The 14,308-nt window shown below is 66.3% G+C and carries 11 protein-coding genes; 3 read left to right on the top strand and 8 right to left on the bottom strand.

Translation table 11 applies throughout. The annotated features are described in order from the left end of the window. Positions 1-6 precede the first annotated feature (6 nt). Positions 7-603: a TetR/AcrR family transcriptional regulator gene (locus ACODTW_RS12335; RefSeq protein ID WP_488946315.1), complete on the bottom strand. Its 597-nt coding sequence runs from the start codon at positions 601-603 to the stop codon at positions 7-9. 90 nt (positions 604-693) lie between these two features. On the opposite strand from ACODTW_RS12335, the gene ACODTW_RS12330 reads away from it, so the two are divergent. Then, entirely contained in the window at positions 694-1,287 is a 594-nt protein-coding gene (locus ACODTW_RS12330) for a phenylacetic acid degradation protein PaaY (protein WP_488946314.1), read from the top strand. Positions 1,288-1,410: 123 nt separating this feature from the next. On the opposite strand, the gene ACODTW_RS12325 is transcribed toward ACODTW_RS12330, so the two are convergent. The 5 genes from ACODTW_RS12325 to ACODTW_RS12305 all read right to left on the bottom strand — a co-directional run bounded on the left by ACODTW_RS12325 (position 1,411) and on the right by ACODTW_RS12305 (position 7,161). Beyond that, positions 1,411-2,349: a hydroxymethylglutaryl-CoA lyase gene (locus tag ACODTW_RS12325; RefSeq protein WP_488946313.1), complete on the bottom strand. Its 939-nt coding sequence runs from the start codon at positions 2,347-2,349 to the stop codon at positions 1,411-1,413. A 3-nt stretch (positions 2,350-2,352) separates the two neighbouring features. Further along, positions 2,353-3,561, bottom strand: a complete 1,209-nt coding sequence (locus tag ACODTW_RS12320) for a CaiB/BaiF CoA transferase family protein (protein WP_488946312.1) — start codon at positions 3,559-3,561, stop codon at positions 2,353-2,355. A gap of 23 nt (positions 3,562-3,584) precedes the next feature. Next, complete coding sequence (gene leuD, locus ACODTW_RS12315) at positions 3,585-4,193, bottom strand: 3-isopropylmalate dehydratase small subunit (RefSeq protein ID WP_488946311.1); 609 nt, start codon at positions 4,191-4,193, stop codon at positions 3,585-3,587. 4 nt (positions 4,194-4,197) lie between these two features. Beyond that, positions 4,198-5,619, bottom strand: a complete 1,422-nt coding sequence (gene leuC / locus ACODTW_RS12310) for a 3-isopropylmalate dehydratase large subunit (RefSeq protein WP_488946310.1) — start codon at positions 5,617-5,619, stop codon at positions 4,198-4,200. A gap of 129 nt (positions 5,620-5,748) precedes the next feature. Then, positions 5,749-7,161, bottom strand: a complete 1,413-nt coding sequence (locus ACODTW_RS12305; protein WP_488946309.1) for an aldehyde dehydrogenase family protein — start codon at positions 7,159-7,161, stop codon at positions 5,749-5,751. A gap of 101 nt (positions 7,162-7,262) precedes the next feature. Between ACODTW_RS12305 and ACODTW_RS12300 the strand changes: the two genes are divergently transcribed. Together ACODTW_RS12300 and ACODTW_RS12295 are read left to right on the top strand one after the other, a co-directional pair. Further along, complete coding sequence (locus tag ACODTW_RS12300; protein WP_488946308.1) at positions 7,263-8,315, top strand: nitrilase-related carbon-nitrogen hydrolase; 1,053 nt, start codon at positions 7,263-7,265, stop codon at positions 8,313-8,315. Positions 8,316-8,380: 65 nt separating this feature from the next. Continuing rightward, entirely contained in the window at positions 8,381-10,399 is a 2,019-nt protein-coding gene (locus ACODTW_RS12295) for a heavy metal translocating P-type ATPase (RefSeq protein ID WP_488946307.1), read from the top strand. A 36-nt stretch (positions 10,400-10,435) separates the two neighbouring features. On the opposite strand, the gene ACODTW_RS12290 is transcribed toward ACODTW_RS12295, so the two are convergent. Then, a complete protein-coding gene (locus ACODTW_RS12290) occupies positions 10,436-11,122 on the bottom strand; it encodes a GDSL-type esterase/lipase family protein (RefSeq protein WP_488946306.1) in 687 nt (228 codons plus the stop codon). A gap of 228 nt (positions 11,123-11,350) precedes the next feature. After that, positions 11,351-14,254, bottom strand: a complete 2,904-nt coding sequence (locus tag ACODTW_RS12285; RefSeq protein ID WP_488946305.1) for a glycoside hydrolase family 31 protein — start codon at positions 14,252-14,254, stop codon at positions 11,351-11,353. Positions 14,255-14,308: the final 54 nt, after the last annotated feature.

The raw sequence follows: 14,308 nt of genomic DNA, 5'->3' as shown, positions 1-14,308 counted from the left end.
CCCATCTCAGCCCAGCCCCTTGATCCCGTCCAGCAGCAGGGTGACCGCCATGTCGGCCACCTGATCGGCCGACAGCACGCCATCGGGCCGGAACCAGGTGTGGGTCCAGTTGATCATGCCGAAGAACAGCATCGCCGCCGCCTTGCGCCGCGCGCCGTCGCAGGCCAGGGGCGGGTGCAGGTCGGCCAGGATGGCTTCCACCATGGCGATCAGCCGGCGCTGACCGGCCACGATTTCCGCCCGGGCCGCGTCGGGCAGATAGGACAGGTCATTCAGCAGCACCTTCTGCCGTGACGCCGCCCCGACATAAAGCCGCATGAAGGTCAGGGCCAGATGACGGATGCGGTCCGGCGCCGGACCCTTGCTGTCCGACACCTCCGCCGCGGCCGATGTCAATTGCTCGATATGTGAGGCCATGACCGCGTGAAGGATGTCCTCCTTCGACGGATAATAGTGATATATGAGGGACTTGGAGGTGTTACACGCGTCCGCCAGATCGGCGACGGAACTGCCCAGGAAGCCCTTGGCCGCGAACAGTTCCGCCGCCCGGTCGATGATGGCTTCCCGCCGCTGCTCATAATCGGCTGCCTGCTTGCGCGCCATGCCCGCCCGATGCCCCGTTTTTGAAAATCCGCTGGAACCGGTTTATCACAGAAGACCGGCCGGACGAGCCCCAAAACAGGAGTAAGTGCCTTGCCCTGCTATCGTTTTGACGGGTTGACGCCCGTGGTCGATCCCACCGCCTTCGTCCATCCCACGGCCGTGCTGATCGGCGATGTGGTCATCGGCCCCGGCTGCTATATCGGGCCGGGTGCGGCGCTGCGCGGGGACTTCGGCCGCATCATCGTCAAGGAAGGGGCCAATGTGCAGGATAATTGCGTCATGCACAGCTTTCCCGACGCGGCCGCCGTGGTGGAAAAGGACGGGCATATCGGGCACGGGGCCGTGCTGCATGGCTGCCGTATCGGGCGCAATGCGCTGGTGGGGATGAATGCCGTGGTCATGGACAATGCCGATATCGGCGAAGATGCGCTGGTGGCCGCCATGTCCTTCGTGAAGGCCGGCATGCAGGTGCCGCCGCGCACGCTGGTCGCCGGACAGCCGGCCCGCGTGGTGCGCGAACTGAGCGACAAGGAAATCGCCTGGAAGTCACAGGGCACGGCCGAATATCAGGACCTGACCCGCCGCTGCCATGCCACGCTGGTGGAGGTGGCGCCGCTCGGCGCCGAAGAAGAAGGCCGCCCCCGGCTGGGTGGCGGCCATGTCACCCTGGACAAGGCGAGGTAAGGGGGGCGGCGTTGATGCGGGTCGCCCTCCCCCTCCCCCCATCGGCTGGCGCCGACGGGCCCCGGTGCCTTATACCGATACCGGAAAGTTCCGACCTGTGGTCGGCACTTTCCGGCCCTGGTATTACACCCCCCAGGCGCCGGAAAACCCCTTCGGCAGCCCCGCGTCGGGCGTGAAACCATACAATTCCGTGTCGGGCAGCGCGTCCTTGACGACCTGGCGGACCGCCAGCAGCTTTTCCAGGTCGATGCCCGTCTCGTAGCCCATGGCGGCCAGCATGAAGGCCAGATCCTCGGTCACGATATTGCCGGACGCACCAGGGGCAAACGGGCAGCCGCCGATGCCGCCCAGGGAGCTGTCCAGGGTGGTGATGCCTTCGTCGAGCGCCGCCAGGGCATTGGCCAGGCCCAGGCCGCGTGTGTTGTGCAGATGCACGCCCGAACAGGCATGGTCGCCGACCACGCCGCGTACCGCACGGATCAGGCGCTTGACCTGGGCCGGGTTGGCATAGCCGGTGGTGTCGGACAGGCCGACCTCGTCACAGCCGGCCTTCATCAGCGCCTCGGCGATTTCCAGCACCTTGGATTCCGGCACCACCCCTTCCAGGGTGCAGCCAAACGCGGTCGACAACCCGCCTTCGAATTTCGGCCGGTTGCCTTCCGGCTGGGCCTTGATCAAAGCCGCGATGGCGGCCGTTTCGTCCAGCATCTGGGCATGGGTGCGGCGGACATTGCGCAGGCTGTGCGTTTCGCTGACTGACAGGGGGATGGTGATCTTGTGGGCGCCGGCCGCAATGGCAGCCTCTGCGCCCTTCAGATTGGGCACCAGCACGGCCACGGTCAGACCGGGGATGGTGCGGGCATAGGCCACAAGCTCGGCCGTGTCGGCCAGTTGCGGCAGGATCTTGGCCGGAACGAAGGACCCGACCTCAATCTCCCGCACACCCGCCGCCGCTTCGGCGGCGATCCAGGCCTTCTTGGCCTCGGTCGGCATGATCGGGCTGATGCTCTGCAGCCCGTCGCGGGGGCCGACCTCGGAAATTTCGATGAACGTACCGGCCATCGCTCAATCCTCCGCCTGTGCGACCAGACCGCGCGCCAGCAGATCGGCGATGCGGGCATGGTCGTAGCCCAGTTCGGCCAGAATCTGGCTCGTATGCTGGCCGGGCTTGGCCAGATCATGGATGATGGCGGGGCGCTGCCCATCGATTTCCACCGGCAGGGCCGGCAGGCGGATGGGCCGCTGATCGGAAGGCAGATGCAGTTCCAGCAACCCGCCCGATGCCTCCAGATGCGTATCTTCGAACAAATCTTCCGGCCGGTTGATGGGCGCGAACGGCAGGCCGATTTCTTCCAGTTTGGCCAGCAATTCGGCCTTGGTGAAGGTCCGGAACAGGTCCTGCACCACCGGGATGATGCGGTCGCGGGCCTGAACGCGGCCATTATTCTTGGCCAGCGTCTCATCCGCCGCGAAATCATCCAGGCCGAAGGCCTTGCAGAAACCGACCCATTGCCCGTCGGTGACGACGCCGGCAAAGACCGTCTGTTCATCCTTGGTCTGGAACTGGTCATAGATGGCCCAGGCGGAAATGCGCACGGGCATGGGCCGGGCGGCCGTGCCCGTCACCACATACTGGGCCATATGCTGGCCGACCAGGAACACGCAATTTTCGAACAAGGCAGACTTCACGGTCTGGCCGCGGCCCAGCGTTCCGCGCTGGATCAGCGCTGCCAGCACGCCGATGACGCCGAACAGCCCGCCGATCACGTCGATGACCGAGGCGCCAGCACGCAAGGGGCGGCCCGGCGGCCCCGTCATATAGGCCAAGCCCCCCATCATCTGCGCCACCTCATCCAGGGCCGCGCGATGTTCATAGGGGCCGGACAGGAAGCCCTTGGCCGAACAATAGATCAGGCCGGGATTGCGCGCCTTCAGCGCTTCTTCGCCGAAACCCAGGGCATCCATGGCGCCGGGGCGGAAATTCTCGATCAGGACATCGGCCTTGTCGATCAGCTCCAGGGCGATCTGCTTGCCTTCCGGCGATTTCAGATCGACCGACAGGCTGCGCTTGTTGCGGCCATACATGGGGAAGTAACCGGCGCCCGATCCCAGCAGGCGGCGGGTATTGTCGCCCCCGATCGGTTCCACCTTCACCACATCGGCGCCCAGGTCGCCCAGCACCATGCCCACGGTGGGGCCCATGACCATGTGGGTGAATTCCACCACCTTCAATCCGGCCAGCGGCAGGGCTTGGGTCTTGTCGTCCTGCGACATGTCGACAACCTCGAAGATCGGGTTCAGAAAAACAGCCAGGGCTGCCGGGCGCGATAGGCGCCCTCGAATGATTGGATGGCGGGCAGGCGTTTCAGCGTCATGCCGATGGCGTCCAGCCCTTCCAGCAGCATTTCCTTGTCCGCCGGGGGAATGGTGAAGGGCAGTTCCGTGCCGTCGGGCACACGCACACTCTGCGCGGCCAGATCGATGGTCAGCACCTGCGGATCGGTCACTTTCGCCAACGCCGCCACGGCCGGTTCCGGCAGGACCAGCGGCAGGATGCCGTTGCGCACGCAATTGCCCTGGAAGATGGCGCCGAAGCTGGGGGCGATGACGCAGCGCACGCCATAGTCCTGCAGCGCCCAGACGGCATGTTCGCGGCTTGAGCCACAGCCGAAATTGGGCCCGGCCAGCAGGATCGGTGCCTTGCGGAAACCGGGGCGGTTCAGCACGAAATCCGGGTTTTCCACGCGGGCGGCCACATCGCTGTAGCGCCAGTCGGCGAACATGCCCTCCCCCAGCCCTTCCTTGGACACGCGCTTCATTTCGCGCGACGGGATGATGGCGTCGGTGTCGATATTGGGCCGGAACAGCGGGGCGGCGACGCCCGTCAGGCGGGTGAACTTTTCCATGGGATCAACCCTCCCCTTCCTGGCGGAACAAGGCGCGGACATCGGCGATATGGCCGGCAATGGCCGAGGCCGCGACGGTCACGGGGCTGGCCAGATGCGAGCGGGTGCCCGGACCCTGGCGGTTTTCGAAATTGCGGTTGGTGGAGGTGACGACACGCTCCCCCTTGCCGAAATGTTCCCCGCCCGCGAAGAAGCACATGGAACAGCCGCTTTCGCGCCATTCAAAGCCGGCGGCCATGAAGATCAGGTGCAGGCCCTCGGCCTCTGCCGCCGCCTTCACCTGCATGGAACCGGGCACGCAGATGGCGCGCACACCCTTGGCCACCCGCCGGCCGTTCAGCACGGCGGCCGCGGCGCGCAGGTCGGACAGGCGGCTGTTGGTGCAGCTGCCGATGAAGGCGCCATCGATGGGCAGGCCGATCAGCTTCGTACCCGGCGTCAGGCCCATATAATCCAGCGCCCGGCGCTGCGCCTGGGCCAATGCCGGATCGGCAGCCTGGGCCGGGTCGGGCACGGTGCCCGTCACCGGCAGCGCGTGCTGCGGGCTGGTGCCCCAGGTGACGGTGGGGGCGATGGCAGCCGCATCGATGATGATCTCCTTGTCGAAGACCGCATCTTCGTCGCTGACCAGCCCCTGCCAGTCGGCGACAGCCTTGTCCCAGAGATCGCCCGTCGGCGCAAAGGGGCGGCCATGGACCCAGTCGATGGTCTTGGCATCGGGCGCCACCAGCCCCGTCCAGGCGGCAAACTCCACCGCCATGTTGCACAAGGTCATGCGCGCTTCGATCGACAAGGCCGCCACGGTGGAGCCTGCGAATTCAATGGCATAGCCGGCCCCGCCGCCGGCCCCATAGGCCGCGATCAGGTGCAGGATCATGTCCTTGGCGCCCACACCGGGGGCCAGAGCCCCCTCAAACCGCACACGCATGGTGCGCGGCCGCTTCACCACCAGCGTCTGCGTGGCCAGCGCATGGGCGGCCTCCGTCGACCCGATGCCCCAGGCCAAGGCACCCAGGCCGCCTTGCGTGCAGGTATGGCTGTCGGGGCAGACCAGGGTGGCGCCGGGCAAGGCGATACCCTGTTCGGGCGACACGACATGCACGATGCCCTGACGGTTGTCGCCGATATCGAAGATGCGGATGCCAGCCTCTGTCGCCGCCGCGCGGGTTTCGCGGATGAAGGCCGTGCCGCCCGGCATCGTCGTCTCATCCGTGCGGCCGGGCAGCGTGTCGACAATATGGTCCATGCAGACAAAGGCGCGGTCGGGATGGCGCACGGCGCGGCCCTGTTCCTTCAGCCCCTTCAGCGCCATGGAACCCGTGCGCTCATGCAGCAGCACGCGGTCGATATAAAGCAGGTCCGTCCCGTCGCCCAGATCGGCGACGCGATGCCGGTCCCACAATTTCTCGACCAGTGACAGCCCCATTCCCCACATTCCTTTCGCTCGGGCGACAACCGACCCTTGCGGCCCCGGAACCCCTCCGGCCGCCGATATCGCCCATGAAATGATCTATTGTTATACCATTAGCATGCAGTTTCGAGCTTGTCACCCGCTTCACGCATCTTCCGACACCGCTGACAAAGGTGACGGGCGGCCCGTCTGGGCGATCAGGGCCTGACGGCGGAAGAAGCGGGTGAACCCGTCCATCCCCATGCGCGACGGTCCCACGCCGCTGTCACGGAAGCTCTGCTTGGGTGCCTCATGGAAAAGGGCCGTCAGGGCCGCGTCGTTCAGGCTGACGGCACCGGCCACCAGACGCCGCGCCACCGACGCCGCATGGTCCAGCGAGCCGGCGAAAACCGCAGCGGAAAGGCCATATTCGCTGTCATTGGCCAGGGTGATGGCCTGTTCCTCGCTGTCGAACGGCATGACCGGCAGCAGGGGGCCGAAACTTTCCTCCCGCATCACCGCCATGTCGTGCGTGACATCGACCAGCACGGTCGGGCGCAGCCACAGGCCGCCATGATCCTCCACCGTTCCCCCCGTCAGCACCCGGGCTCCCCGGGCCACGGCGTCGGCGATCTGATCTGCCAATATCTCCGCCTGTCGGGCAAAAATGATGGGGCCGATCTCCCCCTGGGTGATGTCCGGATGGTTCAGACGGACCTTTTCCGCCTGCCGAACCAGCCGACTCACGAATTCATCGAACAGCGGGCGGGCGACATAGATACGTTCGATGGACTGACAGGCCTGCCCCGTCGCCTGCACCGATCCGCGCAGGGCCGCCGTGACCGCGGCATCCAGATCGGCATCGGCCAGCACGATCAGCGGGTCCTTGCCGCCCAGTTCCAGAAAGGCGGGGATCAGACGGCCGGCCGCGCGCACCGCCACCTTGCGCCCTGTCGCCACCGACCCTGTGAAGCAGATGCAGTCGGCAACATCGATGACGGCCTGCCCCGTCTGCCCATCGCCCTGGACCAGGGTGATGACATCGGACAGGCCCGCAGCACGGATGGCCGCCGCCAGCGGTTCAGCAAAGCGCGGCGTCACCTCCGACGGCTTGATCAGCACGGCACAGCCGGCCAGCAGCGCCGGGATGGCATCGATCAGCGACAGGGTCAGCGGGAAGTTCCAGGGGCTGATCACGCCCACCAGCCCATAGGGCACCCAGTGCGGCGCATGCCGGATGGCGGGATTGGTCCGCCCCGGCACCCAGCCATCGGGCAGCAGGCCCGGCGTGGCCGCGCACCAGCCCAGGATCGATCCGCGCACGCCGTCCAGTTCCAGCCGCGCAATGCGCCGCCGCCCCGTATCGGTCTCCAGCGCCTGCACAATGGCGTCGGCATGGTCGCCTAGTACCGCCGCCAGCCGGCGCAGCGCCCCGGCCCGGCCGTCCAGCGGCAGCGACGCCCAGGCCGTCTGCCCCGCGCGCAGCCGGGCCGCCAGGGTCGCGACCTGCGCCGCATCCGCCGGTTCGATCCAATGATCGGTCAGACCGGTGCGGGGATTGCGGACGGCGATGGGCATCGGCGTTTCTCCTGGCCTCTGTTTGATATAAAGGTATATCATTAAACTGTTGCTGGCGAGATGCCAAACGGCCGCGCCCAGCCAAAAGCACGGAGGCTTCGGTGACCTTTTCCCCCTCCCCCTACATGGCGTTGGCGCTGCAGGTGGCCTGCCACGCCGTCAACCGCTGCCCGGACACCGCTTCGGCGCGGGCGCGGATGAAGGCATCCATCGTCCGCATCCAGGATCAGATCCTGGCGTCCAAGCGCTTCATCGGGCCGGATGTGCGGCTGGTGGTGCTGCCGGAATATTTCCTGACGGGCTTTCCCATGGGGGAGCCGCCCTCCGTCTGGGCGGAAAAGGCGGCGCTGGAAATGGACGGGCCGGAATATGCGGCCTTGGGTGCGGCGGCACGGGCGGCCGACCTGTTCCTAGCCGGCAGTGCCTATGAACGCGACCCGCATTTCCCCGGCCTCTATTTCCAGACCAGTTTCGTGCTGGGACCGGACGGGGCGCTGGTCCTGCGCTATCGCCGCCTGATCTCCATGTTCGCGCCCAGCCCCTATGATGTCTGGGACCGCTATATCGATATCTATGGCCGGGACGCCATCTTCCCCGTGGCCGATACGGAGATCGGGCGGATATCCGCCATCGCGTCGGAGGAGATCCTTTATCCGGAAATCGCGCGGGCCCATGCGCTGCGCGGGGCGGAGATCTTTGTGCATTCCTCGTCCGAGGCCGGCAGCCCCCTGCCCACGCCCAAGAATATCGCCAAGCAGGCCCGCGCCATCGAGAATCTGGCCTATGTCGTCTCCGCCAATTCGGCCGGCATCGATGATATCGCCATTCCCGCCGCCTCCACCGATGCCGGGTCGAAGATCATCGATCACCGGGGGCTGGTCCTGGCCGAAGCCGGCTATGGCGAAAGCATGACGGCCGTGGCCAGCATCGACATCGCCGCCCTGCGCGCCTGGCGCCGGCGGCCGGGCATGGGCAACATGCCGGCCCGCCTGCCCCTGGCCCTGTTCGCCGATGCCTATGGGTCGGGGCAGGCGCAGCGTCGCAACGGCATGCTGGGGCCGGATGGGTCGGTGCTGCCGCCCGACGGTCCCGCCTTCTACCGCGAACGTCAGGCCCGCGTGATTGCGGCCCTGGATGCGGCCGGCGTGATCTGACGCACTTTGCGCCCAGCCGTCGGGGGGCCATAGTGCGGGCTGATGCACAGCGCAGGAGCCGGCCCTTGACCTCTCCCTCGGCCCACGGTCACCACGACCATGGCGGGCATGACCATCATGACCACGGCCATCATGACCATCATGATCATGGCGGCATGGGCGGGCCCCAAACCGAACTGATGGTGGCCATTGGTTGCGGCGTGACGATGGCAGCGGGCTATGGCGTGGAACATCTGCTGCCGGCGGCGCCGGTCTGGCTGTCCACCACCTTGTATGTCGCCGCCTTCGGGCAGGGCAGCTTCTTTACCCTTGGCGAAGCGTGGGAGAATCTGCGGCAGCGGCGGTTTGAGATCGATACGCTGATGCTGGTCGCCGCCGCCGGTGCCGCCAGCCTGGGCGCCTGGGCCGAGGGGGCGCTGCTGCTGTTCCTGTTCAGTCTGGGCCATGCCCTGGAACATCATGCGCTGGGCCGGGCCAAACAGGCCATCCGGGCGCTGGCAGAGCTGGCCCCGCGCACGGCCCTGCGCCGGGGCAGCGACGGGGTGGAGGAAGTGCCGGTGGAGGCGCTGGCCATCGGCGATCACGTCATCGTGAAGCCCGACAGCCGCCTGCCCGCCGACGGCTTCATCCTGGCCGGGAACGGCAGCATTGATCAGGCGCCGGTGACGGGCGAAAGCCTGCCCGCCGACAAGGAACCGGTCCCCGATGCGCAAGCGGCACGGGCCGACCCGTCGCGGCTGGACCAGCACCACCGCGCCTATGCCGGCACCATCAACGGCTCCACCCTGCTGGAGATCGAGGTGACGCGGACGGCGGCCGACAGCACCCTGTCGCGCATCATCCGCATGGTGGCAGCGGCCCAGACCCGCACGTCGGACACCCAGAATTTCACGCAAGCCTTTCAGCGCTGGTTCGTGCCGGCCGTGCTGGCCCTGGTCACGCTGCTGCTGTTCGCCTGGACTGTCATTGACGAGCCGTTCCGCGACAGTTTCTACCGCGCCATGGCCGTGCTGGTGGCAGCCAGCCCCTGTGCCCTGGCCATCGCCACACCCAGTGCAGTGCTGTCGGGCATCGCGCGGGCCGCGCGCGGCGGGGTGCTGGTCAAGGGCGGGGGGCCGCTGGAACTGCTGGGCGGCATCCGCACCTTCGCCTTTGACAAGACGGGCACCCTGACAGCGGGCCGGCCGCGCCTGACCGACCTGTGGGCCGCCCCCGGCGGGACGGAGGCGGAGTTGCTGGCCACGGCCGCCGCGGTGGAAGGGTTGAGCGACCATCCCCTGGCCCGCGCCATCACCCGCGACGCCACCGCCATGCTGGGTGCCGCCCCACCCCCGGCCAGCGATCTGGTCAGCCTGACGGGCAAGGGGCTGATGGCCCGCGTCGATGACGAGCCTGTGCTGATCGGCAAGCCGGAACTGTTCGGCACCGACGGCATCGCGCCCCTGTCTGCCGCCATGCGTGAGGCGGCAGACGAGCTGCGGGCCGCCGGCCGCACCGCCATGGCCGTGCGCAGGGGGGACCGCGATCTGGGCGTCATCGGCGTCATGGACAGCCCGCGCGCCGAAGCCGCCCCGACCCTGGCCCGGCTACGCGCCCTGGGGGTGGACCGTATCGTGATGATTTCCGGCGACAGCCGGCGCGTGGCCGAAGCGGTCGCCGCCCAGGTCGGCGTGACAGAGGCCTGGGGCGACCTTCTGCCCGATGACAAGGTGGCCGCCATCCGCAATCTGCGCGACCATGCCCCCGTGGCCATGGTGGGCGACGGTGTCAACGATGCGCCGGCCATGGCTGCGGCCAGCATCGGCATCGCCATGGGGGCCGCCGGGTCGGATGTGGCGCTGGAAGCGGCCGATGTGGCCCTGATGGCCGACGACCTGTCGCGCCTGCCCTTTGCCGTGGGGCTCAGTCGTCAGACCGGCGCCATCATCCGCCAGAACCTGCTCGTCAGCCTGGGTATGGTGACCTTCCTGGTGCCCGCCACGATATTCGGTCTGGGCATCGGCCCCGCCGTGGCCCTGCATGAAGGCTCGACCCTGCTGGTCGTCTTCAACGCCCTGCGGCTGCTGGCCTGGCGGGAGGAATAGCCGCCGAAGCGGTTTTCCAGTCAAAGGAAAGCCGCTCTAGCCCAGATGGCGCAGCGTCACCGGCTTCATGGCCAGATAGCCGGCGCGGTTGGGATGGACGGGGTCCACGCCCAGTTCAGGCTTCAGCGCCTTGTCGGCCCCGGCCAGCACGGGCCAGTAATCGATATAGGTGTGGCCCTGGGCCTTGCAGAAGCCGGCGATCCATTCATTCAGTGCCAGGATGCGCGGGGTAGGATCGCCCACGCTCAGGCGCCAGGGCACCTGATTGGCGGGCGGGACGGAGCCGATATAGACCTTGATCCTGGCGGCCTTGGCCAGCGTGGCCATGGCGGTCAGGTTGTCATGGGTGAAGTCCGGGTCATAGGGCCCGTCATTCTCACACAGGTCATTGGTGCCGCCCAGGATATGGACGGCCCTGGGCTTCAGGGCCAGCACCTCATCGGAAAAGCGCAGCAGCATCTGCGCCGTCACCTGCCCGGAAATGCCCCGGCCGATGAAGCCGTTTTCCGGAAAGAACGCGCCATCATATTCCGGCCGCGCCCAGTTTTCCGTGATGCTGTCGCCCATGAACACCACCCGGCGCTGCTTCGCCGGCAATGCCGCATCGGCCTTGTTGGCTTCCGCATATTTCCCCCGGTTCGCCCAATCGGCGGCCAGCGCCGGCAGGGCGGGCAGCAGCGGCAGGGTGGCGGCGGCGAAAAGGGTGCGGCGGGTGGGGTGCATGGGGGGTCCTGGCAGGGATGGGAGGGGGAGTATTCTCATTAATTGAAATTTCTTTTCCCGTCATCCCGGCGAAAGCCGGGACCCAGGGGCCACGGGATCAAACCTCAACGCTGCGTCGCTGGAAGCTGCTGAGAGGTAGGGCAACTGGCCCCTGGGTCCCGGCTTTCGCCGGGATGACGGGAGAGAGGGCGTTTCGGATGATGCCGACGCCCCCCCTCCCCCCTGCCCTCACCGCTTCACCACGACTTCCTTGCCCTCATAGACAACGCTCTTGTCCCCCTTCACGCCGAAATCGGCGGCCTTGTCATTCTTGCCGTCGATCCAGCGGACCTGGATGGCGCGTTTCTCCACCATGCCGGGGAAATTCCCCTGGCGGGTGCCGATGGTCAGGGTGCCGGCGGCCTGGTTCCAGGTGAAGGGAATGCGGGTGAACTGGCCCTGTTCATAGCCATAGGTGGTGCCTTCATCCTCGTACAGCTCGAAGGTCCCGTCGGCCCCGGCATAGACATTGATCAACAAGGTGCCGTCATCCTTGTCCGCCGTGGATTGCAGCGCCGCCCCGGTGGGGATGATGCTGCCTTCGCGCACGAACAGCGGGATACGGGTCAGGGGTGCGTCGACCGTCACTTCCTGCCCGCCCGGCCGCTTCTCACCCGTGTAAAAATCCACCCAGTTGGCGCCAGCCGGCAGATAGACTTCCTTGGTGGTGGCACCCTGGCTATAGACGGGTGCCACCAGGATGGACGGACCGAACAGATATTCGGTGCCCAGATCCTTCACCTTGGGATCGGCGGGGAAATCCTGGACCAAGGCGCGCATGATGGTGCCGTCCTTGTGCCAGGTATCGCCGGCCAAAGTGTAGATATAGGGCAGCAGCCGGTACCGCAGCTTCGTGTACCAGACCATGGAATTATAGATGTCCGACCCTTCCGGGGCGATGTTCCAGATCTCGCGCAGCGGGAACTGGCCATGGCTGCGGAACAGCGGGCTGAAGGCGCCGAACTGGAACCAGCGCAGGTTCAGCTCCCGCCATTCGGCCTGATCGGCCGCGGCCATGGGCGTGGCCTCGAACCGCTTTTCCAGGGCGAAGCCGCCAATATCAGTGGTCCAGTTGGGCAGGCCCGACAGGCTGGTATTGATGCCGGCCGCGATCTGATGTTCCAGATCGACGAAGCGCGACACCACATCGCCCGACCAGACGGCCATGGCGTTGCGCTGCTGCCCGGCAAAGGCCGACCGGGTCAGGATGAAGGCGCGCTTGGCCCCATCGTCGCGCCGCTCGCCCTCATAGACGGCGGTCGTGTGGGCCAGCGGATAGGAATTGAAGTACGCCGCCCCCGGCCCCAGCACCGTCGGCCCGATGCGCAGCTTCAGCTCGTCCATGGGCAGGTTGGAATGGACATCCGGTTCGGAATTGTCCAGCCACCAGGCATCCACGCCCAGCACATTCAGCTTGTCACGCATCTGCCGCCAATAGATCTCCTTCGCCTCCTTGGCATAGGGATCGTAATGGGCGTTCAGATAGCCGTCGCCGATCCAGTCGCGCTCCCCCTTCTCGACATTACGGCGATAGATATAGCCCTTGGCGTCCAGCTCCTTGTAATGGGCCGTCGTCGGATAGAATTTCGGCCAGACGGAGATCATGAAGCGGGCGTTCAGCTTGTGGACCTGATCCACCATGCCCTTGGGGTCGGGGAAACGCGCCTTGTCGAAATCATGGCTGCCCCAGCTATCCTCGGGCCAGTAGTTCCAGTCCAGCACGATATTATCCAGCGGGATGCCGCGCTTGCGGAATTCCTTCACCGTATCGACAATTTCGTCCTGGGTCTTGTACCGCTCCCGGCTTTGCCAGAAACCATAGGCCCAGCGCGGCAGGATCACCGACTTGCCCGTCAACTCACGATAGCCCTTGATGACATCGTCGGTGCTGCTGCCGGCGACGACATAATAATCCTGGGCCTTGGTGGCTTCGGCCGACAGGGTCAGGGCGTGGCGTTCGTCGGCCGGCAGCGGGTCCTGATGCAGCAGGCCGATATAGCCGCCATCAGGCGTCCATTCCACGCGGATGTCATGGGCCGTGCCCGCCGTCAGCTCCAATTCGAAATTATGGAACCAGGGGTTCCAGTTCTGGCGCCAGCGCTGGATCACCTCCTTGCCATCGACAAAGACGGTGGCATAGCCCGACGAATAAAGCTGGAACTTGTGGATGCCGGGCTTGTCCGTGCTGATCTTGCCTTCCCAGATCACTTTCTGGCCCGGCGTGTCGCGCGCCTTGTCGGGACGGCGGTTGCCACCCACTTCCGCCGGCCAGTTCTGCAGGTCATCCAGGTTGCGCCAGTTGATGGCGGCTTCGCGCCTTGTCAGCTTAACAGCACCATCCTTGGCATAGGTGGCGGTCAGCGCCCCTTCCTTGCCCTCGGCATCGGTCAGCTTGAAGGACGCATTCAGGTCGGCATAATCATGCGGCACGCCGAAGCGGGTGATGGAATTATTGTCCCACAGCACGCCGTAATTGCGGCTGGAAATCAGGAAGGGGACGGCAATGTCCATATTGTGCTGGGCCAGACGCACATCCTCGCCATTCCAGTTCAGCACCCCGTTCTGGTGCTGGCCCAGGCCGTAAAAGGCCTCGTCCGTGCCGGGATTGAAGCTCTGCACCACTTCCCAGTAATCCTGGTCCAGCACCTTCACCGGCTTCAGGCTGCCGCGGTCCTTTTCGGCCAGCAGCTCCTTGCCGTCCTTGTCCAGGAACCGCACCGTGCCGCGCAACAGGTCCAGTTCGGCACTGATGCGCGGGGCCTTCAGCCGGGCGACCTTGCCATCCACCACTTCCACGGTGAAGCCACTCTTGGCCGGCTGCGCCAGGGTCATCAGGCTGGCCGGGATGTCCAGGCTGTCGGTGGGCACGGCCGTGACACGGATGGTACGGTCATTGATGAGTTGCAGGCGCAGCTTCCGGGCCGGGCCCGACGCCAGGGTGGCGACCAGACCATCTTCCGTCGGGGTCACGGTGGCGGGGGCCTGGGCGGTGACGGTCGTGCCGGTCGTGGCCTTGCCGCCACCGTCACAGCCCGCCATCAGCAGCAAAGGCAGCAACGCCGCGCGGGCCAGCATCATGGAACGGAAAGTCATGTGTTTTGGTCTCCCTTACGCGGATGCTGTCGGCACCCGGATGTGCTGTCTTGA

It is taken from the genome of Niveispirillum sp. FG148 (assembly GCF_057809655.1).
This window is presented reverse-complemented; position numbering and strand designations above follow the sequence as displayed.

Excerpts from the sequence above, each read along its gene's own strand:
- ACODTW_RS12335 (WP_488946315.1), bottom strand. The coding sequence starts at position 603 with ATGGCGCGCAAGCAGGCAGCCGATTATGAGCAGCGGCGGGAAGCCATC.
- ACODTW_RS12325 (WP_488946313.1), bottom strand. The coding sequence starts at position 2,349 with ATGGCCGGTACGTTCATCGAAATTTCCGAGGTCGGCCCCCGCGACGGG.
- ACODTW_RS12320 (WP_488946312.1), bottom strand. The coding sequence starts at position 3,561 with ATGTCGCAGGACGACAAGACCCAAGCCCTGCCGCTGGCCGGATTGAAG.
- leuD (WP_488946311.1), bottom strand. The coding sequence starts at position 4,193 with ATGGAAAAGTTCACCCGCCTGACGGGCGTCGCCGCCCCGCTGTTCCGG.
- leuC (WP_488946310.1), bottom strand. The coding sequence starts at position 5,619 with ATGGGGCTGTCACTGGTCGAGAAATTGTGGGACCGGCATCGCGTCGCC.
- ACODTW_RS12305 (WP_488946309.1), bottom strand. The coding sequence starts at position 7,161 with ATGCCCATCGCCGTCCGCAATCCCCGCACCGGTCTGACCGATCATTGG.
- ACODTW_RS12290 (WP_488946306.1), bottom strand. The coding sequence starts at position 11,122 with ATGCACCCCACCCGCCGCACCCTTTTCGCCGCCGCCACCCTGCCGCTG.
- ACODTW_RS12285 (WP_488946305.1), bottom strand. The coding sequence starts at position 14,254 with ATGACTTTCCGTTCCATGATGCTGGCCCGCGCGGCGTTGCTGCCTTTG.